Genomic DNA, 23,406 nt, shown 5'->3' on the forward strand with positions numbered 1-23,406 from the left:
CACACTATCGACGAGCGTCAAGCGGTGCCGGATGTCGCGACGGGCGCGAGCGGCGCGAACGGCACGTGCGCGCCGATCGAGGTCGGCCCGCCTGCCGGGCTGTCGATGACGAGCAGGCCACGGAGGCCGCGGACGCGCTCGTCGAGGCCGGCGAGGCCGTGACCCGGCACGGCGGAGGCGCCGCCGCGGCCGTTGTCGGTGACCCACACGTCGATCCAGTGACCCGCGGCGCCCTCGTCGCGCGTGGTCACCCGGAGCCGGATCGCGCTCGCCTCGGAGTGCTTCGCCGCGTTGGTGAGGAGCTCCGCGGCGATGAAGTACGCGTTGCGTTCGATGGGCGCGGGCAGCGTCACGGAGTCGAGGTCGATCTCGACCGTGACGGGCACGGGGCTTCGCATCGCGAGCGACTCGAGGGCCACCGCGAGGCCGCGGTCCTGGAGGATCGGCGGCGCGAACCCGCGTGACAGCGCGCGCAGCTCGTCGAGGGTCTCGCGGGCCTGGTCGCGCGCCTCGCCGAGAAGCTCGCGCGCCGACTCGGGGTCGCGCTCCAGTTTGCGCTCGATGGCGGCCAGATCCATCTGCAGTCGCACCAGACGCTGCTGGGGGCCGTCGTGGATGTCGCGCTCGAGACGTCGGAGCGACGCATCCTCGGCCTGCACCGCCGCGCCGCGCGAGGCCGCGAGCTGCGCGACCTCGACCTCGAGGGCCTCCGAACGCCACGCCCCGAGGATGCCGCGCGCGATGACGTCGTGCAGGAGCGTGAGGCCGCGGAACACGAACGGAAGGGTGAGCAGGAAGACCACGCCGAGGATGAACTCGAACACGCGCTCGCCGACGATCGGGTCGATCTCGAAGGTGTTGCCGGGGAAGATCCAGTCGAGGATCACGTCGTGCAGCCAGAGACCGCGATCGGACTCGGGAATGAAGCGCTGCCAGATCCAGCCGGTCGTGCCGCCGAGCGCGACCGAGGTCCAGGCGATGGTGACGGCCCACGTGAAGATGCTGATGATCGGGTTGATCACCATGCCGTGCAGCAGGTACAGCCAGTAGTGGCCGTTCACGAACGGGGCGAGCATCATGCGCCAGAAGCCCTGTTCGCGCTCGGCCTGCTCCCAGCGCGGTGGCGTGATGGCGGGTCGCCCCGCCCAGCGCAGCCGCACGAGCTCGAGCATCCCGAAGCCTCGCGCCGTGTAGAGCGCCGCGACGAGGATGAAGATGCCGAAGACGATGAAGATCATCCCGAGGCCCGTGAAGAAGACCGTGCTGAGGATGCTGAGGCCGATGATGGCGATCGGCATCGTGAGGATGAGGAACCCGAACTCGCGGGGCACGCTCGCCCAGAGGGCGCCGTAGCCGGAACGCCGCGGCGGGGCATCCGCTCGCTCGGTGGTGGTGTCGCTCGTCATGCGGTCGATGCTCGCGCTCTCAGTGCTCATGGTGCGTGGTTCCTTCTGTCATGGTGGCAGACGAGCCCGGTTCGACGACGGCGAACTGGCCCATCATGCCCTGGTCCTCGTGCCACAGCAGGTGGCAGTGGTACATGTACGGGGTGTCGGGATCGGCGTAGTCCTCGAAGCGGAGGACCAGCTCGATCTCGGTCTCGGGGGTGGCGAAGACGGTGTCCTTCCAGCCCGCGAGCTGCGGGGGCGGCGGAGCGCCGTCGATGGACGCGATGCGGAACTGCACGTCGTGCACGTGGAAGCTGTGCGGCATCTGGCTGGTGTTCTCGATGATCCAGCGCTCGGTCGTGCCGACGGTGGCGGTCTGGTCGATGCGGTCCATCTCCATCTCGTCGCCGTTGATCTGGAAGCCGTCGAGGCTGAACCGGCGCGTGGTCGCGACGTCGGCGGTGTCGACGGGCGGCACCTCGGCGAGCCGATCGGGCACCTCGGGCGACGGGTCGAGCGAGTCGGCGGCGCGCAGCTCGAGCACGTCGAACGCGTCGGTGCCGCCGTTCATCGCGGCGATGGTGCCGATCATGCCGGCGGCCTCGGCGGTCATCTCGGAGCGCAGCACCAATCGCTCCCCCGGCGTCGGACGCACGAGCACCTCGGCGCGCTCGCCGGGCGACAGCATGACGCGATCGAGCTCGACGGATGCCTCGAGCAGTCCGCCATCGGTGGCGATGAGCTCGACCGGCCGGCCGTCGCTCCAGGTGAACGCGTAGCTGCGCGCGGTGGACGCGTTGAGCAGGCGCAGTCGCACCACCTCGTCCGAGACCTCCAGGTACGGGCCACGCGTGCCGTTGACGAGGAGCTCGTCACCGAGCCCGCCCGCGAAGCCGCGCGGGCCGCCCTCGCGTACGCCGTCGTTCGTGAACGCGGCGTCCTGCACGATGACGGGGACGTCGTCGACGCCGTACTCGCGCGGCAGCGGCAACGCCCGCTCGGCGTCGTCCTGCACGAGGAACATGCCGGCGAGTCCGCGCTGCACGTGCGACTCCGTCTCGCCGTGCGGGTGCGGGTGGTACCAGAGCGTCGCGGCCTGCTGGTCGACCTGCCACTCCGGCGACCACGTGGCATCCGGATCGACCATCTGGTGGGGGCCGCCGTCCACCTCGGCCGGCAGGTGCATGCCGTGCCAGTGCACCGTCGTGGGCACCTCGAGCGAGTTCGTGACGTCGACCCGGACGCGCTCGCCGCGCTGTGCGACCAGGGTCGGGCCGAGGTAGGAGCCGTTGAAGCCCCACGTGTCGCTCGGGGCGCCTGGCGTGAACTCGGTCGTGCCCGTCTGCGCTTCGAGCGAGAAGACGCGGGTGCCGTCGGCGTCGACGGTCGATTCGGCGAGCGGCGGGATGGCGAGCGGCGTCTCGAAGTCGACCTCGCCGACCGTGGAGACCGGCGTCGGGCCGGCGAAGCCGCAGCCGGCGAACGAGACCGCGACGAGCGCCCCCGCGGCGAGCGCCGCGAGCGCACCGGCGGCGGCGCGGGGCCGGCGGATCGGAGCTGGGTTCGAACGTGTCGGAAGCATGTACCCAGCGTCGCGATCGCGCCACCGGCGCCACAGCCGGTGCGCGCCCGGATCGTCGCGGGGGTTATCCCCCGCGACTCCGCGGGGTCAGCGCGCGTCGTGCGTGATGCGCCCGCCGAGGAGCGTCACGGCGACCGGCATGGTGCGGAGCTCGTCGACGGATGCCGCGAGCGGATCGAGTTCGACGGCCGCGAGGTCGGCCGGCGCGCCGACGGCGATCTCGGCACCGCGGCCGCCGGTCGACGCGGCGAGCGCCGCCCTTGCCTCGATCGACTGCTCGGGATGCCACGGCTCGCGTCCGTCACGGGTGCGGCCGACCGCTGCCGAGATGGCGACCCACGGGTCGAGCGGTGCGACGGGTGCGTCCGAGCCGAGCGCGAGCTCGACGCCGGCCGCGGCGAGTTCGGCGAGCATGAACGCACGATCGGTGCGTCCGGCCCAGTACCGGTCGGCGACGTCGCGGTCGTCCATGGCGTGCTCGGGTTGCACGCTCGCGACGATGCCGAGGCCGGCGAACCGCGCGACGTCCTCGTGGCGGAGGAGCTGGGCGTGCTCGATCGACGCGAGCCCGTTCCAGCCGTCGGGCGCGACGGCCTCCAGCGCGTCGAGCACGGCCGCGTTGGCGCGGTCGCCGATCGCGTGCACCGCGGGTGCGAGTCCTCCGCCGTGGGCCGTCCGGAGGAGCGGCACGAGCTCGTCGTAGGGCACCGTCGCGAGCCCGAAGGGGTGGTCGTGGCCGGCGAGGCCCGGGTAGCGATCGAAGCACCACGCCGTGCGGGTGTTGAGCGACCCGTCAGTGATGACCTTGTAACCGCCGACGGTGACCAGGCCGCGGCCTTCCGGCAGTTCGTCGCCCGTGCGCATGCCCTCGTCGATGGCGCGGTCGAGGTGCTGCGTGTAGACGCCGAACGAGACGCGCAGCGCGTCGAAGCCTGCGACGGCGCGGCGTGCCCAGTCGTCGCGGTTCCAGCGCATCTCGTAGTCGGTGATGCCGACCGTGCCGCGCGCCGCGGCGGCTGCTGCGGCCTCGGCGACCCACCGGTCGAGCACGTCGTCGGCGACGTCGTCGAGTTCGCGGGTGAGGCGGAAGCAGTCGTCCTCGCGCAGCACGCCGCTCTCCCCCGCGAGGTGGTCGACCCCGTGGCGGCGCGCGGCGGCGCTGTTCACCCAGCACGCGTGCAGGTCGCCCGCGATGAGCACGACCGGCACGTCGCCCGACACCCGGTCGAGCAGGGCTCGGCTCGGGGCATCCGGCCAGAGTCCGTCGCGGTAGCCGCCGCCGACGACCTCCGCGGCTCCCCCGTCGACGGATGCCGCGACGAGCGCCGCGGCGGCCGCCGCGGACTCCACGCCCGCGAGGTCGAGCCGCCGCGACCACATCGCCCACTGCGAGAAATGCACGTGCCGGTCGTGGAGGCCGGGCACGATGAAGCGGCCGTCGAGCTCGATGCGCTCCGCGCGTGACGCGGCGTCCGCCGCCCCCGCGACCCCCGCCGGCGCGATCGAGGCGATGCGCCCGTTCACGACGTGCACGTGGACGCGCTCGTCCCGCCCCGGGATGCGCGCTCCGGCGAGGAGGACCGGCGCAGGGGCATCCGTCGCCCGAGTCGTGCCCGAGAGCTCGACGCTCATGCGCGTGCCGCTCGCAGCGCCTCGTGCGTGCGGCGCATCTGCGCGGCGAGCGCGGGATTCGCGTAGGGGCCGGAGCCCTCGAGCTCGCCGATGATGCGGTCGACGGTCTCGGCCGGGCGGTTCTGGCTCATCTTGTTCTTCGCGACGAACCGCGTGATGGGGATGCGGAGCCCGACCGTGCCCACCGAGATACGGTCCGCATACGCCGAATCCTCGGGCGTGCCGCGCATGCGCCGCGGTTCGGGCATCGCGAACTCGAAGTGGTCGACGAGCTGCTCGAGCACGCGCAGGTTCTCGTCGTGCTCGAGGAGCTCGGGTATGCCGTAGAGGTGCGCGGTGACGAAGTTCCACGTCGGGACCGCCGGATTCGCGTCGTACCAGCCGGGCGAGATGTAGCCATGCGGCCCCTGCACGATGACCATGACCTCATGCCGGCCGAGCTCGTGCACGACCTCGTCGGGGCGGCCCACGTGCGTGAGCAGCGCGATGCCGTCGGCCGCCTCGTCGAGGAGCACGGGGTAGTGGGAAGCCACGAGCCCCGCGGCATCCGTGCTGCTCACGATCGTCATCCACGGGTGCTCGCGGATGAGTTGCCTCACGCCCTCCTCGCTCGCGAGGGTGAAGCTCGGGTTCTGCCGCATCGCCGTCCTTCCGTCGGATGCCTCCACGCTACCTTCGGCAGCACCGGCACCGGGTGTCGATAGGCTGGCGCGGATGAGCAGGCGCGGCGCGGACGAACGGACGAACCTCAGCCGCACGCCGCCGACCTGGCCGATCGTCGCCGTCCTCGCGTTCGCCGGCGCGTGCTCGTCGTTCATGTTCACGATCGTCGTGCCGATCCAGGCGGAGCTGCCCGAACTGCTCGACGAGAGCCGTGAGGCGACCGCCTGGGTCGTGACCGTGACACTCCTCACGGCGGCGATCACGACACCCATCGCGGGTCGGCTCGGCGACCTGTACGGCAAGCGGCGCATCGTGCTGGCGCTCATCGCCGTGCTCATCGTGGGCAGCGTGATCGCCGGCGCCTCGCAATCGCTGCCGGTGCTGCTCGTCGGGCGGGCGCTGCAGGGTGCGGTCACCGGCGTGATCCCGCTCGGCATCGCGATCCTCCGCGACCACCTGCACGAGGATCGGATCGGCGGCGCGGTCGCACTCGTGAGCGCGACCCTCGGGTTCGGCGGCGCGCTGGGCCTGCCCGTGAGCGCGCTCATCGCCGACAACGCCGACTGGCACCTGCTCTTCTGGATGGCCGCCGTCCTCGGGGCCGTGCTCTTCGTGCTCGTCGCCTGGCTCGTGCCCGTGAGCACGCTTCGGACGCCGGGCGGCTTCGACCTGCCGGGCGTCGTCGGACTGTCGATCGGCCTGTCGGGCGTGCTCGTGGCCCTCTCGCAGGGCGAGACATGGGGATGGGGGTCACCCGCGACGCTCGCGTTCGGCGTCGGCGGCGTGGTGGTGCTCGTGGCATGGGGCTGGTTCGAACTCCGGCTCGACGACCCGCTCGTCGACCTGCGCGTCGCCGCCCGGCCGCCCGTGCTCATCACGAACCTCGCGTCGATCGCCATGGGCTTCGCGTTCTTCTCGTCGAACATCACCCTCCCGCAACTGCTCGAGCTGCCCGCCGGCACCGGGGTCGGCCTCGGGCTGCCGCTGCTCCAGGCGAGCCTCGTGATCATGCCGGCCGGGCTCGTGATGATGGCGATGTCACCCGTCGCCGCTCGCCTCACCCGGCTGTTCGGTCCTCGGGTGCTCCTGGTGGCCGGCGCGGCCGCGATGGTCATCGCCTACTCCGCGGCACTCGTCGCCTCGTCGGAAGTGTGGCAGATCGCGCTCGTCAACGCGCTCATCGGCGTCGGCATCGGGCTCGGCTACGCGGCCATGCCGATCCTCATCATGCGCGCGGTGCCCGCGACCGAGACCGGGGCCGCCAACGGGCTCAACGCGCTCATGCGCTCGCTCGGCACGAGTGCCGCGGCAGCCGTCATGGGGGCGGTGCTCGCGGCCTACGCGATCGACGTCGGGGGAATCCCAGTGCCCACGCCGGAGGGCTTCCAACTCACCTTCCTCCTCGGCCTTGCCGCCGCGATCGTCGCCGGCGTGCTGGGCCTGCTCATCCCGAAACCGCGGCGACTCCCCGGCGAGCATCCGTCACTGCCCGAGGGCGTGGGCTGAGCAACGGGGTCTCGAGACGCTGCGCTCCTCGACCCGCTGTCCGTCAGGCCTGGCAGTAGGGGCACCAGTACAGCTTGCGGGCGCCGAGCTCCTCCATGACGATGTTCGTGCCGCACACCCGGCACGGGAGCCCCTCGCGCTTGTAGACCCAGTGCCGGTCGGCGCGGTTGGCGAGCGCCGCCCGGTACGCCTCGGGGTCGAGGTCGTCCATGGTCATCATCTGACCCGTCTCGACGCCGATGCGGAGGAGCTTCGACCAGTCGCGCCAGAGGTGCCGCACGTGCTCCTCGGGCACCAGCCGGCCCGGGGTGTGCGGGTTCTGGCGTGCGCGGAACAACAGTTCGGCGCGGTACACGTTGCCGATGCCGGCGACCACGTTCTGGTCCATGAGCAGCAGCGCGATCGGGGTCGGCTTCCTCCCCACGGATGCCGCGAACCGGTCTTCCGCGGCCTGCCCGGCGTCGATCAGCGGGTCGGGCCCGAGCTTCGCGACGACGGCCTCCACCTGGGCCGGGTCGAGCACCTCGCACGCGGTCGGTCCGCGCAGGTCGGCGCAGACGGTCTCGGTGAGCAGGCGCACCCGCACCTGGCCGATCGGCTCGGGCGGGAACGCCTCGAGCCCGTCGCCCTCCTTCTCGGACTCCGACATCCGAAGCCGCGTGCGGCGGGGTGCGCCGATCGAAGTGAGCGAGTTCTCGCCCGCCCGGTCGAACACGACTGCATCGGGGTTCGGCCCCTCGAGGAAGGTGCCCTTCTGGTTCGTCTGGCCCATGCGCCCGTTCGCGGCGGCGATCGTGGCATCCATCAGGATGTCGCCCGCGAAGTCCCACGCGCCGTACATGCCGAGGTGCACCCGCAGCCAGCGGTCGCCCTCGAAGCCGAGGAACATCTGCTTGCCCACGGCACGGGCGTCGGTCATCCGTCGCCCGTCGAGGTCGGCCGCCCCCTCGGCGAAGCGCCCCTGCGGGCTCCACGCGTGCACGACGTGACCCACGAAGTTGCGCTCGAACTGGCGGGTGATGCGGTGGACGGAGTGTCCCTCGGGCAACGGCGCTCCTACGCCTCGGAGCTCGGCGGCGCCACGTCGACGCCCTTGCCCGCGATGTCGCCCGTGACCTCGTACTCGGCGAGCTGGGCGATGCGGCGCGCGTGCCGTTCGTCGCCCGAGAACGGCTCGGCGATGAACGCGTCGATGTAGCGGATCGCCTCCTCCACGGTGTGCTGGCGGGCGCCGATCGAGATGACGTTCGCGTCGTTGTGCTGCCGGGCGAGGATCGCGGTGTCCATGCTCCACACGAGGGCCGCGCGGATGCCGCGCACCTTGTTGGCGGCGATCTGTTCGCCGTTGCCCGACCCGCCGAAGACGACGCCGAGCGTCTTCACGCCCGCCGCCTGGTCGCGCGCCACGGCGAGCGCCGCGTTGATGCAGAACGCCGGGTAGTCGTCGAGCGGGTCGTACTCGGCGGGGCCGTGGTCGACGACCTCGTGACCGCCGTTGGTCAGGTGGCCGGCGAGCGTGCGGCTGAACTCGAGGCCGGCGTGGTCGGTCGCGATGTGGATGCGCATGCGCCAAGTCTAGGGATTCGGCACCCACCGGATCGCGCGGCCATGCGGCTGCGCCCAGGCGAGCTGCGCCCCGTCGAGCGCGAGCACGAGGTCGGAACCCTCGTTCGGCACGTCGTCGCGCCGCCGGATCGACGGGAACACCGCGCGCGGCTCCACCGACAGCCAGTGACCGGGCAGGCCGCCCACGGTCTCGGCGAACCGTTGCCGCTGGTCGGCATCGAGGTACATCAGCACGACCGTGTGGAAGATCACCAGCGTCGCGTCGTGCGGCACCTCGGCGGCGAGCGCCACGAGCCGCTCATTGAGGTCGCCGGCGACGATGCGCGGCGGTTCCGCCGCGGCGATGGCGGCCGCGGCCCGCAGGCGCTGCCGGCGATCGTCGTGCTCCGGCCACACGAGGGCGTCGAGCCATGCCAGATCGTCGGGGTGGCGCACGTCGAGCGGATTGAGGTCGATGCCGCCGCGCCATACCACTTCGGGGAGCCGCGAGGGCACGGGTACCGGGCCGATGGCCTCGCAGTCGAGCACCACCGGGCTGGCGCCCGTCGCAGGGTCGAGCTGCGGGTGCCCGGTGTACCGGTAGCTGTACCGGTCGGGGTAGAGGCAGAGGCCGGCGGATGCCCCGACCTCGAGCAGTGCGAGGGGGCCCTCGAGGCCCGCCAGCGCGGGCAGGTGCAAGGCGCACCTGCCCGCCTCGTTCGTCTGGGTCGCGTGGGAGAGGGCCGTCGCCCGCACCTCGACCCAGTGCGCGTGAAGCCACTCGCGGAACACCCGATACGGTCCCGTGGGTGCGCCCTGGTATCGGGCGGCGGTGAACACGAGGTTCGGCTGGCGCTTCGGCGACGGAAGCTCGTCGATGAGCGCGACGACGCCCGGATCGCGCGCGACACCACGAGCCCACGCCTCATAGGTCGCCGAAAGGCCGTGCGCCTCCACCTCGGCGAAGGTGCGGTACCGATCGGCCGTGGAGGCATGGGAATCGACGCTCATCGGCATGTCGCCACGGTAGGCCCGAGCACTAGGCTGGTCAATCGTGCGACGGCGCCACGAGCGCCCCCGAACGCTCATTGGAGAGGAAGACCAAGTTGCCAGGAGAGAACCTCACGAGGCTCGAAGCCGAGGAGCGCGCCGCGCTCGTCACCGTGCACGACTACGACGTGGTGCTCGACGTGACGACCGGCCCCGACGTGTTCCGGAGCACGACCACGGTGCGGTTCGCCGCGACCGAGGGCGCGGCCACGTTCATCGACGCCATCACCGCCGAGGTGCACTCGGTCACGCTCAACGGCGAGGCCCTCGATCCCGCCGAAGTCAGCGACGGCGTGCGCATCCAGCTGCCGAACCTCGCCGCCGAGAACGAACTGACCGTCGTCGCCGACGGACGCTACATGCACACCGGTGAGGGCCTGCACCGGTTCGTCGACCCGGTCGACGGCGAGGCCTACCTCTACACGCAGTTCGAGGTGCCCGACTCGCGGCGCATGTTCGCGGTGTTCGAGCAGCCCGACCTCAAGGCGTCGTTCCGATTCGCCGTGACCGCTCCCGCGCACTGGGAGGTGGTGTCCAACTCGCCGACCCCCGAGCCGGTCGACGCGGTCGCCGGCGACGGCAGCGGCGCGGCCGCGAAGACGTGGACGTTCGAGCCCACGCCGCGCATCTCGAGCTACATCACCGCGCTCGTCGCCGGCCCGTACGCCGTGGTGCGCGACGAACTCACGTCGGCCGACGGGCGGGTCATCCCACTCGGCGTGTTCAGCCGCAAGAGCCTCTCGGAGCACCTCGACGCCGACTACATCTTCGAGAAGACCAAGCAGGGCTTCGAGTACTTCGAGCGCAAGTTCGGCGTGCCCTACCCGTTCGCCAAGTACGACCAGCTCTTCGTGCCCGAGTACAACGCGGGCGCCATGGAGAACGCCGGCGCGGTGACGTTCACCGAGTTCTACGTCTTCCGCTCGAAGGTGACGGATGCCGTGCGCGAGCGCCGGGTCGTCACGATCCTGCACGAGCTCGCCCACATGTGGTTCGGCGATCTGGTCACCATGAAGTGGTGGAACGACCTCTGGCTCAACGAGTCGTTCGCCGAGTGGGCGTCGACCATCGCCACCGCCGAGGCCACCGAGTGGACCGAGGCGTGGACGACGTTCAACTCGATGGAGAAGAGCTGGGCGTACCGTCAGGACCAGCTGCCCTCGACGCATCCGGTGGTCGCCACCATCAACGACCTCGAGGACGTGCAGGTCAACTTCGACGGCATCACCTACGCCAAGGGCGGCTCGGTGCTGAAGCAGCTGGTGGCGTGGGTGGGCGTCGACGCGTTCTTCGCGGGCGTCTCGGCGTACTTCCAGAAGCACGCATGGGGGAACACGACCCTCGCCGACCTCCTCGCCGAGCTCGAGGTCGCGAGCGGCCGCGACCTGTCGGACTGGTCGGGCCTCTGGCTCGAGACCGCCGGGGTCAACACGCTGCGCCCAGAGATCGCGGCCGACGACGACGGGGTCATCACCTCGTTCTCGGTGCTGCAGACCGCCATCGACGAACACCCCACCATCCGCCCGCACCGCCTCGCCATCGGGTTCTACAACCTCACCGACGGCAGGCTTGTGCGCGACCATCGCGTCGAGCTCGACGTCGACGGCGACCGGACGTCGGTGCCCGAGCTCATCGGCCTCGCCCGCCCCGACCTCGTGCTGCTCAACGACGACGACCTCGCCTACGCGAAGATCCGGCTCGACGAGGCGTCGCACGGCGTGGCGCTCGCGAACCTCTCCGAGATCGCCGACCCGCTCGCCCGCGCGCTCGTGTGGAGCTCGGTGTGGGATGCCACGCGCGACGCCGAGACCCGGGCGAGCGACTACCTGGCGCTCGTGCTCGGCAACATCGCGAGCGAGACCGAGTCCACGACGCTGCGCATCGTGCTCGCGAACTCCGTGCTCGCGGCGAGCGCGTACACCGCACCCGAGCGGCGCGCCGAGGCGCGACGCACCCTCGCCGACGGGTTCTGGCGCCTCGCGCAGGAGGCCGAGCCCGGCAGCGACGCGCAGTTCCAGTTCGTCACGAACTTCGCCACGATCGCCGAGGCGAGCTCGCACGTCGACGACCTCGCGGCCCTGTACGACGGATCCCTGCAGCTCGAGGGCCTCGAGATCGACGCGGACCTCGGCTGGGAGCTGCTCATCGCGCTCGTCGCGTCGGGCCGTGCCGGCGACGCGGAGATCGACGCGCGCCTCGCGACCGACAACACGGCCACCGGGCAGCAGTCGGCCGCCAACGCCCGCGCGGCGATCCAGACGCTCGAGGCGAAGGAGCGGGCCTGGTCGTCGCTCGTCGACGTCGACACGGCCAGCAACACCATCGTGCGCGAAACCGCCGAGGGCTTCCTCCGCGCGAGCGACCCGGCCCTGCTCGAGGCGTTCGTGGAACGGTACTTCGAGATGCTCGAGCGCATCTGGGACGAGCGCAGCTACCAGATCGCCGAGAAGCTCATCGACGGGCTCTACCCGGCGCCGCTCGCCAACCGTGCGCTCGCCGACGCGAGCCGCGTCTGGCTCGACTCGCACCCCGACGTGCCGGCGCTGCGGCGCCTCGTGATCGAACGCCTCGCCGGCATCGATCGGGCGCTCGCCGCGCAGGAGCGCGACGCCCGGCCGTAGCCCAGCGGCCTCGACGGGGCGGTCGCGAGTCATACCCAGGTACGACTCGCGGCCGCCCCGTAACCGTTCTGGGGGCCGATGAGCCGCGGTGGCGGCTTCCGTAGCGTCGACGTCATGATCACCGCAGAAGGACTCACCAAGCGCTACGGCGCCAAGACCGCCGTCGACGGCATCGACTTCACCGTGCACCCGGGCCGGGTCACGGGCTTCCTCGGCCCGAACGGGGCGGGCAAATCGACCACGATGCGCATGATCGTCGGACTCGACCGCCCCACCGAGGGCACCGTCACGGTCAACGGCCGTCGGTACCCGGAGCACCGCGCTCCTCTGCACGAGGTGGGAGCGCTGCTCGACGCGAAGGCCGTGCACACGGGCCGCACCGCCGAGAACCACCTCCTCGCCATGGCCGCCACCCACGGCATCGGCCGGCGGCGCGTGCGCGAGGTCATCGAGCTCACGGGCCTCGAGTCGGTCGCCCGCAGGCGGGTCGGCGGCTTCTCGCTCGGCATGGGCCAGCGCCTCGGCATCGCGGCGGCGCTCCTGGGCGACCCGGCCACGCTCCTCTTCGATGAGCCCGTCAACGGCCTCGACCCCGAGGGCGTGCTCTGGGTGCGTCAGCTCGTGCGCCACCTCGCATCCGAGGGACGCACGATCTTCCTCTCGTCGCACCTCATGAGCGAGATGGCGCTCACCGCCGACCACCTCATCGTGCTCGGCATGGGCCGGATCATCGCGGATGCCCCGGTCGCCGACGTCGTCTCCGGCAACACCGGGACTCGCGTCCGTGTTCGCTCGCCGCATGCATCGCAACTCGCCGACCTCCTCACGGGCTCCGACGTGAGCGTCATGCGTTCCGAGGCCGGGTTGCTGGAGATCACTGGCGTCGAGGCATCCGGCATCGGCGATCTCGCCGCGGAGCATTCGCTCGCGATCCACGAACTGACCACCCTCAGCGCGTCGTTGGAGGAGGCCTACATGGCCCTCACCGCCGACGCCGTCGAGTACCGCACGGAGGCACTCCGATGAGCACCATCACCCCCACCGCATCGCACCACGCTCGGCGCACGCCGGAACGCGCCGGGTCGCTCGCTCTCGGCGGCGTGCTCCGTTCGGAATGGATCAAGCTGCGCACGCTTCGGTCCACGGTCTGGTCGTACGTCTCGGTCATCGTGATCTCGCTCGGGATGGCGCTCCTGCTGACGGTGACGACCGCGAACGGCGGGGAGGACGCACCCGACACCCTGGGCGGTTCCGCCGAGCAGCAGGTCGGGCTCTTCGTGCAGTCCTCCACCTTCGGCGTGTTCCTCACACAACTCGTGGTCGCCGTGCTCGGGGTCCTCGTGATCAGCGGCGAATACGGCACCGGGATGTCGCGGTCCACGTTCACCGCCGTGCCGAGGCGGCTCCCGGTGCTCGCCGCCAAGGCGATGGTCCTCTTCGTCGTGACGTTCCTCGTCGGACTCGTCGCCATGGTGGGCTCGTACCTCGTCTCGACCGCGGTCTACGCCGGATACGACGTGTCGGCGAGCCTGGCCGACCTCGATCTGTTCATGCCGATCCTCGGCGCCTCGCTCTACCTGGCGCTCGTCGCGGTCTTCTCGCTCGGCGTCGGATTCATGGTGCGCTCGAGCGCCGGGGGGATCGCCATCGTGCTCGGGCTCTTGCTGGTGGTGCCGACGATCCTGCAGCTCATTCCCGCCGACTGGGCCCAGGACCTGCACCCGTACCTGCTCTCCATGGCCGGTACCAACATGTTCGCGCCCACCGAGCTCACCGGCACCGAGGTGCTGACGGCGTGGCAGGACCTGCTCGTCGTCCTCGCCTGGGTCTCCGTCTCGCTCGCCGGCGCCGCCACCCTCCTCGTCAAGCGGGACGCGTAGCATCCTGTCCATGACCGAATCGCCGCTCGCCCCCGACCACCCTGACGGGGTGGCCGGGGGCGAGTTGCGCCTGCCGAGGCCGCCCGGCGTCTTCCGGCAGTTCTGGGCGCGGCATCCACGCCTCACCGACGGGCTCATCGCCGGGATCTACGGGGTTCCGACGGTCATCGGCACCTTCGTCGGCGCGTTTCAGTACGCATTTCCGGTGTGGGTCACGATCGCCGCCGTCGCCACCGCGGTGGCCGCCGTGGTGGGACTGCTGCTGTTCCGCCGCTCGCAACCGACGGCCGTGCTCGCGCTCGCCTGGCTCTCGTGTCTGGTGTCCGCTCCGACCGGCTCCATCGACGTCCTCGCCATCCTGATCGCGCTCTACGCGATGGCCGTCTACGCGTCGACGCGAGCGGCATGGATCGCGTACGGGCTGTCGGTCCTGGTCGGCGCGTCAGCGGCGTACCTCTCGACGTGGCTTCGGGACGCACTGGTCGTGGACCCCTTCGAGTTCGATGCACTCGGTTCATCGATCGCGTTCGCCGTGTTCATGCTCGTGGCCACCCTCATCGGCGTCACGGTCGGCAACCGTCGCCGCTACCTCGACGCGCTCATCGCCCGCGCGCACGATCTCGCCCGCGAGCGGGACCAGGAGCGGCAGCTCGCCGCCGCGGCGGAACGGGCTCGCATCGCCCGCGAGATGCACGACATCGTCTCCCACGGGCTGACCGTGATGATCACGCTGGCCGACGGGTCGGCGGCCACCGCCGAGAAGGACCCGGCGCGGGCAGCCGAGGCCATGCGGCGGGTCGCCGATGCCGGGCGCGATGCGCTCACCGAGATGCGCCACATGCTCGGAGTGCTGAACGAGGCCTCGGGCGACGCTGCGACGCGGTCGCCGCAGCCCGGCGCCGACGCGATCCCCGATCTGGTCGACGGATTCCGCGAAGCCGGGCTGCCCGTCCGTCTCACCACGTCAGGGGAACCGATCAGCGGCACCGCCCTGCAGCTCGCCGCCTACCGCATCGTGCAGGAGGGCCTCACGAACGCGCTCCGGCATGCGGCCGGAGCGCAACACGTCGACGTGCTCGTCGAGCATCGCGATGATTCCGTCGACATCACGATCGAGGACGACGCCGTGCTGGTGAGCGGTCGGATGACCGGTGCGGGGCGTGGGCTGGAGGGCCTCCGCGAACGCGTCGCGCTCTCCGGCGGCACCCTCGAGGCGGCGCCGCGCACGCGGGCCGGGTGGCGCCTGCACGCGACGCTTCCGACCCGATCGCCAGACCAGGGGGAGAACACAGACCAGAGGGAGAACCGATGAACGAGGACGCGGCGCCCATCAGGGTCGCGATCGTCGACGACCAGGAGCTCGTGCGCGCGGGCTTCCACATGGTGCTCGACGCGGAGCCCGGGATCGAGGTCGTCGGTGAGGCGGGCGACGGTCGTGCGGCCGTACGGCTCGCCGACGAGACCTCCGTCGACGTGATGCTCATGGACGTGCGCATGCCCGGCATGGACGGCATCACCGCCACCGGCGAGGTCATCGCGACCCGATCGGCGCCGAAGGTCATCGTGCTCACCACGTTCGACCTCGACGAGTACGCGTTCGCCGCCATCCGGGCGGGAGCGAGCGGATTCCTGCTCAAGGACGTGCGCCCGCAGGAACTCGCCGCCGCGATCCGCGCGGTGCACGAGGGCGATGCGGCGCTCTCGCCGCGGATCACCCGGCGCATGATCGAGCTCTTCTCCCAGGTGCTGCCCTCACGCGCCGACGGACCCGCGGCGCCCAGCCCCATCGACGCGCTGACGCCGAGGGAACGCGAGATCCTCGTCGCGATCGCCGAAGGGCTCACCAACGGCGAGCTCGCGCGGCGCTTCTTCCTCTCGGAGTCGACCGTGAAGACGCACGTCGGCCACATCCTGACGAAGCTCGACGCGCGTGATCGCGTGCACCTCGTGATCCTCGCCTACGAGCACGCTCTCATGCCGACGAGGCCGGTGGACGACCGTCGGTAGGCTGGCTGGGCACGCCGACTCGAAGGGTTCTCCATGCCTGCTGCCAACCTCACGCGCGCCGAGGCGATCGAGCGCTCGGCTCTCGTGAGTGCCCCATCGTACGAGGTCGTGCTCGACCTCACCCGGGGTGCCGAGACGTTCCGAAGCGAGACGACGGTCCGGTTCACGGCCGTTCCGGGGAGCTCGACCTTCATCGAGGCCTGCACCCACGCCATCCACTCGATCACCCTGAACGGTCGCGCCCTCGACCCCGCGTCGGTGAACGATGGGACGCGCATCCGTCTCGAGCAGCTCGAAGCCGACAACGAGCTGCACGTCGTGGCCGATGCTCGCTACACGAACACGGGCGAGGGCCTGCACCGCTTCGTCGACCCCGTCGACGACGAGGTCTACCTGTACACCGAGTTCGCCGTGGCCGAGGCCAACCGGGTGTTCGCCGTCTTCGACCAGCCCGACCTGAAGGCTTCCGTCGGATTCACGATCACCGCACCCGCGCACTGGACCGTGCTCTCGAACGCGCCGTCGCCCGAGCCGGTCGCCCCTTCGACAGGCTCAGGGACCGTTCCGTCGACGGGCTCGGGGAGCGCGGCATCCGCCACCTGGACCTTCGAGTCGGGCCCGGTGATCTCGAGTTACATCGTCGCCATCATCGCCGGCCCGTATTCGGCATGGCACGGCGCGGCACGCAGCGTCGACGGGCGCGACGTGCCGCTCGGCCTCTTCACCCGCGCCTCGCTCGCGCAGTACGCCGAGCCCGACATCATGTTCGACACCGTGCAGGCAGGGCTCGGCTTCTACGAGACCGCGTTCGGCGTGCCCTACCCGTACGGCAAGTACGACCAGATCTTCGTGCCCGAGTACAACTGGGGCGCCATGGAGAACGTCGGCGCCGTGACCTTCAACGAGGGCTACCTGTTCCGGGCCCGGGTCTCCGACGCCCGGCGGGAGCAGCGCGCCATCGTGGTCCTGCACGAACTCAGCCACATGTGGTTCGGCGATTCCGTCACCATGAAGTGGTGGAACGACCTCTGGCTCAACGAGTCGTTCGCCACCTGGGCGTCGACGCTCGCGACGTCGCAGGTGACCGAGTTCACCGGGGTGTGGTCCACCTTCGCGAGCGACGAGAAGACGAGCGCGGCCGAGCAGGACCAGCTGCCATCGACGCATCCGGTCGTCGCCGAGATCCGCGACCTCGCCGACGTCGAGGTGAACTTCGACAAGATCACGTACGACAAGGGCGCCTCGGTGCTGAAGCAGCTCGTCGCGTGGGTCGGGCTCGAGGCGTTCCAGCGCGGCGTCGGCGCATACCTCACGGCCCACGCCGGCGGCAACGCGACCCTCCGAGACCTCCTCGACGAACTCGAGCTGGCGAGCGGGCGCGACCTCACGCGCTGGTCGGAGCTGTGGCTCCAGACGGCCGGCGTGAACACGCTGCGAGCCGTGGTCGAGACGGATGCCTCCGGAACGATCACCGCGGCGCGCATCGAGCAGACGGCCGCCACGGCGCATCCGACCCTCCGCCCGCACCGGCTCGCGATCGGCTGCTATTCGGGCGAGGTCGGCGGCGACGGCGCGCTCGTGCGAACCCACCGCATCGAACTCGACATCGACGGCGCCTCGACCGTTGTGCCCGAGCTGGTCGGGCTCGCCCGCCCCGACCTGCTCCTCGTGAACGACGACGACCTCACGTACGCGAAGGTGCGGCTCGACGAGCGCTCGTTCGCAACCGCCGTGACGCGGCTCGCGGACCTCCCGGACCCGGTCGCCCGGGCCGTGGTACTCGGCTCGGCATGGGACGCGGTGCGCGACGCCGAACTGCCGGCTCGCGACTTCGTGCGGCTCGTGCTCGGCAGCGTGGGGCACGAGTCGCAGTCGGCCGCCCGGGGTCTCGCGCTCGCACGCCTCGAGCTCGCGCTCTCGCGCTACCTCGCGGACGAGCACCGTGAAACGCTCTCGGCCGAGGCGGGGGACGCGATCTGGGCGCTGACGGAACTGGCGGAGGTGGGGTCCGACACACAGCTGCAGTTGGCCAAGGCGTTCACTCGCCTCGCCTCGACCGCGGCCCACGCGGATGTGCTCGGCACCCTGCTCGACGGCTCGTTCTCGCTGCCCGGGCTCGAGATCGACCTCGACCTGCAGTGGGAGCTCGTCATCGCGCGCGCGGCGCTCGGCGCGGCATCCGACGACGAGATCGACGCGGCGCTCGCGCTCGACGACACCGCGAAGGGGCGGCAGCTCGCCGAGACCGCCCGGGCGGCACGACCCGATCAGGCCGTGAAGGATGCCGCATGGCGGCGCGTCGCCACCGATACCGGGCTCTCGAACGACCTGGCCCGCGCGATCGCCGAGGGATGGCGACGCACCACCCGGCCCGAGCTGCTCGCCCCGACCGCGGCCGACTACTTCGGGATGCTGCAGGACGTCTGGGCGGGCCGGAGCTTCACCATGGCCTCGCTCATCGTCTCGCGGCTCTTCCCGTCACCGCTCGTCGATGAGGAGCTCGCCACCATGGCTCGCACCTGGCTCGCCGCGAACCCCGAGCCGGCGCCACTGCACCGGCTGGTGTCGGAGCAGCTCGACGAGCTGGAGCGGGCGCTCGCGGCGCGGGCGAGGGATGCCAGGGAGCTCTCGGACGCGGCTCAGTAGACTGTCGAACCATGCTCCGACTCGAAGAGCCCGCCCCCGACGGGACCACCCTGTGGGAGCAGCTGGACGCCTTCTGGCTGACCCCGTGGGGCACCATCACCGGCAAGCTCATCGCCGTGGTCGTGATCATCCTGGTCGCGCTCGTCGTGCGCTGGGTCCTGCACTTCGTCATCGAGCGGGTCGTCACGCGCATCGTGACGGGCGTGAAGCAGAAGCAGCAGGTCACCGACACGCAGGCACTGCAGGCCTCGCCGCTCGCGGCCGTGCGCATCGTGCAACGCACGCGCACGCTGGGGTCGCTGCTGCGGAACGTCGTGAATGTGACCCTGTTCATCATCGTGACCCTGATGATCGTGAACGTCATCGACCCGACGATCCTCGGCTCGTTCGCGCTGCTGTCGGCGGCGATCGGCGCCGGACTCGGCTTCGGCGCGCAGAACATCGTGAAGGACGTGCTGAACGGGCTGTTCATGGTCGTGGAGGACCAGCTCGGCGTCGGCGACGTCGTCGACCTCGGCCCGGCCACCGGCATCGTCGAGGACGTGCAGATCCGCATCACCAAGGTGCGCGACGTCAACGGCACGCTCTGGTTCGTGCGCAACGGCGAGATCCTGCGCGTCGGCAACATGTCGCAGGGATGGGCGCGGATCATCCTCGACCTCGCGGTCCCATATGACGCCGACGTCGACGCCGTCGAGGCGGAGATGCTGCGAACGGCCATCGAGATGTCGCAGTCGGGCAAGTGGCGGTCACGGGTGCTGGAGAAGCCCGAGGTGTGGGGCCTCGAGTCCATCTCGGATGAGGCGATGGTGCTCCGCATCGTGATGAAGGTGCGCACGTCGTCGAAGGACGATGTCGCCCGCGAGCTCCGGATGCGACTCAAGCGCTCGCTCGACGCGATGGACGTGAAGCTGCCGAGCCTCTCGACCGTCGTCCTCGAGGGGTTCGAAGGCGCCACGAGGGTGAAGGGTGCGAAACCGCCGAAGACCGCGCCGAACCCGACCGTCGAAGCGGCCACGGCCCGCGCCGCCAAGAAGAACCGCGCGCCTCGCGCACCCCAGCCACCCACCACCGGAGACACACCATGACGGATGCATCCCTCGGCCCGTCGTTCTACGAGACCGTCGGCGGGCGCGACACGTTCGAGCGCCTCGTCGCCGAGTTCTACCGCGGCGTCGCCGACGACCCCGTGCTGCGCCCCATGTACCCCGAGGAGGACCTCGGGCCCGCCGCCGAGCGGCTCACCATGTTCCTCGAGCAGTACTGGGGCGGACCGGGCACGTACAGCGAGCAGCGCGGCCATCCGCGACTGCGACTGCGGCACCAGCCCTTCAAGGTGAATCCCGACGCGCGCGACCGTTGGCTCGCGCACATGCGCCGCGCGCTCGATACGCTCGAGCTGCCCCCGCTCGCCGAGGAGACCCTCTGGGACTACCTCCAGCGGGCGGCGTTCGCCATGGTCAACACATTCGAGGACTGAAGCAGCACCACGCAGCATCCGCAGTACGCACGCACCACCCGAGACGAAGGAGTCCACGTGGCCGCCACCCCCGCCCCCAGCACCGAGCCCGCCGCGATCATCGTCGGCGCCGGCCTCTCTGGCCTCGTCGCCGCGGCCGAGCTCGTCGATGCGGGCAAGCGGGTCGTGATCGTCGAACAGGAGCCCGAGGCGAGTCTCGGTGGGCAGGCGTGGTGGTCGTTCGGCGGCCTCTTCCTGGTCGACTCCCCCGAGCAGCGGCGCATGGGCGTCCACGACTCGCTGGAGCTCGCCCGCCAGGACTGGGACGGCACCGCCGGCTTCGATCGCGACGAGGACGAGTGGGGTCGCCGGTGGGCGGAGGCGTACCTGGAGTTCGCCGCCGGCGAGAAGCGCGCCTGGCTGCACGAGAAGGGCGTGCGGTTCTTCCCCGTCGTGGGGTGGGCCGAGCGCGGCGGCTACGGACCCGTCGGACACGGCAACTCGGTGCCACGCTTCCACATCACCTGGGGCACGGGACCCGGCGTCCTCGAGCCGTTCATCGCCCGGGTCCGTGCGGGTGCGGCCGCGGGCCTCGTCGAACTCCGTCATCGGCACCGCGTCGACGAGCTCATCGTCGAATCGGGGGCCGTGGTCGGCGTGCGGGGCACGGTGCTCGCCGACGACCCCGCCCAGCGCGGCGAGCCGAGCAATCGCGACGCCGCGGGCGAGTTCGAGTTGCGGGCGCCGGCGGTGGTCGTGGCATCCGGGGGCATCGGCGGCAATCACGACCTCGTGCGGCAGTACTGGCCCGAGCGAATGGGCACCGCGCCGAGGGCGATGCTCTCGGGAGTACCCGCGCACGTCGACGGCCGGATGCTGCCCATCTCCGAGCAGGCCGGCGCGAGGCTCGTGAACCGCGACCGGATGTGGCACTACACCGAGGGCATCACGAACTGGGAGCCCGTCTGGCCGCTGCACGGCATCCGGATCCTGCCCGGCCCGTCCTCGCTGTGGTTCGACGCGGAGGGCCGGCGGCTGCCCGCGCCGCTGTTCCCCGGCTTCGACACGCTCGGCACCATGGAGCACATCGTCGCGACCGGACACGCGCACTCGTGGTTCGTGCTCACCCAGAAGATCATCGAGAAGGAGTTCGCGCTCTCGGGCAGCGAGCAGAACCCCGACCTCACCGGCAAGGACCTGCGGCTCCTCGCCGACCGGCTGGGGTCGGGCGCGCCGGCGCCGGTGGAGGCGTTCAAGCAGCACGGCGTCGATTTCGTGGTCGCCGACACCCTGCCCGAGCTCTTGGAGGGCATGCGCGGCCTCTCCCAGGGCGTTCCCCTCGACGCCGAGAACATCGAACGCGAGATCGTCGCACGAGACCGCCAGCTCGACAACGAGTTCTCGAAGGATCCGCAGCTCAACGCGGTTCGGAGCGCACGCAGGTACCGCGGCGACAAGCTCATCCGCGTGGCCGCGCCGCATCGCATCCTCGACCCCAAGGCCGGTCCGCTCATCGCCGTGAAGCTGCACCTGCTCACCCGGAAGACCCTCGGCGGCATCCAGACCGATCTCGACTCCCGGGCGCTCGGCGTCGATGGAGCACCGGTGCCGGGCCTCTACGCGGTCGGCGAGGCCGCGGGGTTCGGTGGCGGCGGCGTGCACGGGTATCGCGCGCTCGAAGGCACCTTCCTCGGCGGATGCCTCCTCACCGGCCGCCAGGCAGGCCGAGCCATCGCCCGAGGCTGACCGGAGCGGCTACGCCTCGAGGGACTACGCCTTGAGGGTCCAGGGCTTGCGGCGCACGAGCACGTGGCCGCGTCTCGAGGAGAGCCTCGTCCACGGACCCGTCTCGAACAGCCGAACGGGGTCGTCGCCGAGGAAGCCGAGGCTGTAGGAGGCGAAGGCGGCGCCGGCGGGAACGTACTCGATGCCCTCGATGCCGCGGCCCCACACCTCGGATCGCACGCGCTGCACGAGCTGCTCGCCGGTGCCCTCGGGGATCGCTTCGGCGACCTCCTCGATGCCGGCCCGAGCCGCACGCTCCAGCGTCGCCGAGTCGGTCTCGCCGAGGGGTCGCCAGCCGCCGCGCGGCGGCGAGATGCCCGCCCAGGTGACCGTGTTCACCTCCGGCGGCCGGGTCATCGTGACCGGACGCGACTCGTCGTCGTCGCCGAGTTGCCCCCGGGCCCGCACGATGCGCTCGACCACGGAGCGCATGGGCACGACGACGTCGAAGTCGTCGGTCTCGAACAACTGGAAGGTGCGCAGGCCCAGTACCGTGGGGCTCTCATCGAGGATGCCGCGCGGATACAGGATCGCCGTGTAGACCGCGAGGATGCCCGAACCGGCGACCAGGCGCACGGAACCGTCCTCAACGCGCCCGGCGCGCTGCAGGTAGGTGTGCAGGTCGCCGAGCGAAAGGCTGTCCGCGAGCGTGAATTGCTGAACCATCTGCTGTCTAAACTACCAAGCGAGCGCCGCCTCCCCGGCGGAGGCGTAACCGCCGACCTCCGGGTGGCCCGCCCGAGCGACACGGAGGAACGATGAACGGTCCCATCGACGGCCTGCTCAGTACCCTGCACCTCACCGACACGGGTGCACGCACGACCGAGGACATCTTCACGGGACCGTCGCAGTGGATGCCGCACGGCCGGGTGTTCGGCGGCCAGGTGCTCGCCCAGTCGCTCATCGCCGCGATGCACACCGTGCCGAGCGACCGCCCCATCCACTCGATGCACGGCTACTTCCTGCGTCCGGGCGACGTCACGCATCCCATCACGTTCTCGGTGGATCGCCTGCACGACGGGCGCTCCTTCACCACGCGCCGCACGCATGCCTTCCAGAACGGCGTGCCGATCCTCTCGCTCATCGCCTCGTTCCAACGCGACGACGGCGGCCTCGAGCACCAGATCCAGATGCCCGAGGGCCTGCCCGATCCCGAGACGCTGCCGACCGCGGCCGACCTGATCGGCGACATCGACCACGACTTCGCTCGCCACGCGTCCAACGAGCGCGCGTTCGACCTGCGCCACGTTCCACCGGCCATCTACCTCCGCCCCGACGACTCGCGAGAGCCCCGTCAGGCCGTGTGGATGAAGGCACGCGGCCGGCTGCCCGACGACCCGAAGCAGCATCGCGCCGCCCTCGCCTATGCCAGCGACTACTCGATGGTCGAGACGGTGCTCCGGGCGACGGGTCTGGCGTGGGCGACGCCCGGCCTGAAGACCGCGAGTCTCGACCACGCCATGTGGTGGCATCGCGATGCTCGGGTCGACGAGTGGCTCCTGTTCGTGCTCGAGTCGCCGTCGGCGAGCGGCGGTCGCGGCCTCACGACCGGGCACGTCTACACGCGTGACGGCGTGCTCGTCGCGACGGTGGCGCAGGAGGGCATGATCCGCGTTCCCCGCGCCGATGCATTCGACTGAAT

The 23,406-nt window shown here is 71.0% G+C and carries 19 protein-coding genes; 11 read left to right on the forward strand and 8 right to left on the reverse strand.

The window, feature by feature from the left end; genetic code table 11:
* Window positions 1-17: 17 nt before the first annotated feature.
* From ACVFI9_RS11755 to ACVFI9_RS11770, 4 genes are all read right to left on the reverse strand, one after another.
* Complete coding sequence (locus ACVFI9_RS11755; protein WP_474762405.1) at window positions 18-1,436, reverse strand: sensor histidine kinase; 1,419 nt, start codon at window positions 1,434-1,436, stop codon at window positions 18-20.
* On the reverse strand, window positions 1,426-2,970 hold the full coding sequence (locus ACVFI9_RS11760; RefSeq protein ID WP_474762406.1) for a multicopper oxidase family protein: 1,545 nt from the start codon (window positions 2,968-2,970) through the stop codon (window positions 1,426-1,428). Before ACVFI9_RS11760 ends, ACVFI9_RS11755 begins: the two co-directional genes overlap by 11 nt.
* Before the next feature lie 87 nt (window positions 2,971-3,057).
* The gene (locus ACVFI9_RS11765; protein ID WP_474762407.1) at window positions 3,058-4,602 is read right to left on the reverse strand and encodes an amidohydrolase; all 1,545 of its coding nucleotides are present in this window, start codon (window positions 4,600-4,602) and stop codon (window positions 3,058-3,060) included.
* A complete protein-coding gene (locus ACVFI9_RS11770) occupies window positions 4,599-5,243 on the reverse strand; it encodes an FMN-binding negative transcriptional regulator (protein ID WP_474762408.1) in 645 nt (214 codons plus the stop codon). Before ACVFI9_RS11770 ends, ACVFI9_RS11765 begins: the two co-directional genes overlap by 4 nt.
* Window positions 5,244-5,316: 73 nt before the next feature.
* Between ACVFI9_RS11770 and ACVFI9_RS11775 the strand changes: the two genes are divergently transcribed.
* Window positions 5,317-6,771 carry an MFS transporter gene (locus ACVFI9_RS11775; protein WP_474762409.1) on the forward strand — a complete coding sequence of 485 codons (1,455 nt, stop codon included), beginning with the start codon at window positions 5,317-5,319 and terminating at the stop codon, window positions 6,769-6,771.
* A gap of 43 nt (window positions 6,772-6,814) precedes the next feature.
* On the opposite strand, the gene ACVFI9_RS11780 is transcribed toward ACVFI9_RS11775, so the two are convergent.
* From ACVFI9_RS11780 to ACVFI9_RS11790, 3 genes are read right to left on the reverse strand one after another with little or no spacing between them, the layout of a single operon-like run.
* Window positions 6,815-7,819 (reverse strand): Fpg/Nei family DNA glycosylase, encoded by a 1,005-nt coding sequence (locus ACVFI9_RS11780; RefSeq protein WP_474762410.1) that lies wholly within the window; start codon window positions 7,817-7,819, stop codon window positions 6,815-6,817.
* 8 nt (window positions 7,820-7,827) lie between these two features.
* Window positions 7,828-8,337 carry a ribose-5-phosphate isomerase gene (locus ACVFI9_RS11785; RefSeq protein ID WP_474762411.1) on the reverse strand — a complete coding sequence of 170 codons (510 nt, stop codon included), beginning with the start codon at window positions 8,335-8,337 and terminating at the stop codon, window positions 7,828-7,830.
* A gap of 9 nt (window positions 8,338-8,346) precedes the next feature.
* Window positions 8,347-9,333 carry a DUF2332 domain-containing protein gene (locus ACVFI9_RS11790; RefSeq protein ID WP_474762412.1) on the reverse strand — a complete coding sequence of 329 codons (987 nt, stop codon included), beginning with the start codon at window positions 9,331-9,333 and terminating at the stop codon, window positions 8,347-8,349.
* Window positions 9,334-9,422: 89 nt separating this feature from the next.
* Between ACVFI9_RS11790 and pepN (ACVFI9_RS11795) the strand changes: the two genes are divergently transcribed.
* The 9 genes from pepN (ACVFI9_RS11795) to ACVFI9_RS11835 all read left to right on the forward strand — a co-directional run bounded on the left by pepN (ACVFI9_RS11795) (window position 9,423) and on the right by ACVFI9_RS11835 (window position 21,725).
* Window positions 9,423-11,987 (forward strand): aminopeptidase N, encoded by a 2,565-nt coding sequence (gene pepN, locus ACVFI9_RS11795; protein WP_474762413.1) that lies wholly within the window; start codon window positions 9,423-9,425, stop codon window positions 11,985-11,987.
* Between the two features lie 114 nt (window positions 11,988-12,101).
* A complete protein-coding gene (locus ACVFI9_RS11800) occupies window positions 12,102-13,013 on the forward strand; it encodes an ABC transporter ATP-binding protein (RefSeq protein WP_474762414.1) in 912 nt (303 codons plus the stop codon).
* On the forward strand, window positions 13,010-13,867 hold the full coding sequence (locus ACVFI9_RS11805) for an ABC transporter permease (protein WP_474762415.1): 858 nt from the start codon (window positions 13,010-13,012) through the stop codon (window positions 13,865-13,867). The genes ACVFI9_RS11800 and ACVFI9_RS11805 overlap by 4 nt, the downstream gene beginning before the upstream one ends.
* Window positions 13,868-13,877: 10 nt before the next feature.
* A complete protein-coding gene (locus tag ACVFI9_RS11810) occupies window positions 13,878-15,179 on the forward strand; it encodes a sensor histidine kinase (RefSeq protein WP_474762416.1) in 1,302 nt (433 codons plus the stop codon).
* A complete protein-coding gene (locus tag ACVFI9_RS11815; protein ID WP_474762417.1) occupies window positions 15,176-15,874 on the forward strand; it encodes a response regulator in 699 nt (232 codons plus the stop codon). Before ACVFI9_RS11810 ends, ACVFI9_RS11815 begins: the two co-directional genes overlap by 4 nt.
* 33 nt (window positions 15,875-15,907) lie before the next feature.
* Window positions 15,908-18,520, forward strand: coding sequence for an aminopeptidase N (gene pepN, locus ACVFI9_RS11820; protein ID WP_474762418.1), 2,613 nt, complete (start codon window positions 15,908-15,910; stop codon window positions 18,518-18,520).
* A gap of 11 nt (window positions 18,521-18,531) precedes the next feature.
* Complete coding sequence (locus tag ACVFI9_RS11825; RefSeq protein ID WP_474762419.1) at window positions 18,532-19,608, forward strand: mechanosensitive ion channel family protein; 1,077 nt, start codon at window positions 18,532-18,534, stop codon at window positions 19,606-19,608.
* Window positions 19,605-20,000, forward strand: a complete 396-nt coding sequence (locus ACVFI9_RS11830; RefSeq protein WP_474762420.1) for a globin — start codon at window positions 19,605-19,607, stop codon at window positions 19,998-20,000. Before ACVFI9_RS11825 ends, ACVFI9_RS11830 begins: the two co-directional genes overlap by 4 nt.
* 57 nt (window positions 20,001-20,057) lie before the next feature.
* Window positions 20,058-21,725 carry an FAD-binding dehydrogenase gene (locus tag ACVFI9_RS11835; protein ID WP_474762421.1) on the forward strand — a complete coding sequence of 556 codons (1,668 nt, stop codon included), beginning with the start codon at window positions 20,058-20,060 and terminating at the stop codon, window positions 21,723-21,725.
* A gap of 24 nt (window positions 21,726-21,749) precedes the next feature.
* Here ACVFI9_RS11835 and ACVFI9_RS11840 read toward each other — a convergent pair whose 3' ends face one another.
* The gene (locus ACVFI9_RS11840) at window positions 21,750-22,430 is read right to left on the reverse strand and encodes a DUF8185 domain-containing protein (RefSeq protein ID WP_474762422.1); all 681 of its coding nucleotides are present in this window, start codon (window positions 22,428-22,430) and stop codon (window positions 21,750-21,752) included.
* Between the two features lie 92 nt (window positions 22,431-22,522).
* Here ACVFI9_RS11840 and ACVFI9_RS11845 point away from each other — a divergent pair, with 92 nt between their 5' ends.
* Entirely contained in the window at window positions 22,523-23,404 is an 882-nt protein-coding gene (locus ACVFI9_RS11845; RefSeq protein ID WP_474762423.1) for an acyl-CoA thioesterase, read from the forward strand.
* Window positions 23,405-23,406 lie beyond the last annotated feature (2 nt).

This window comes from Agromyces sp. NSFZ (genome assembly GCF_056156205.1).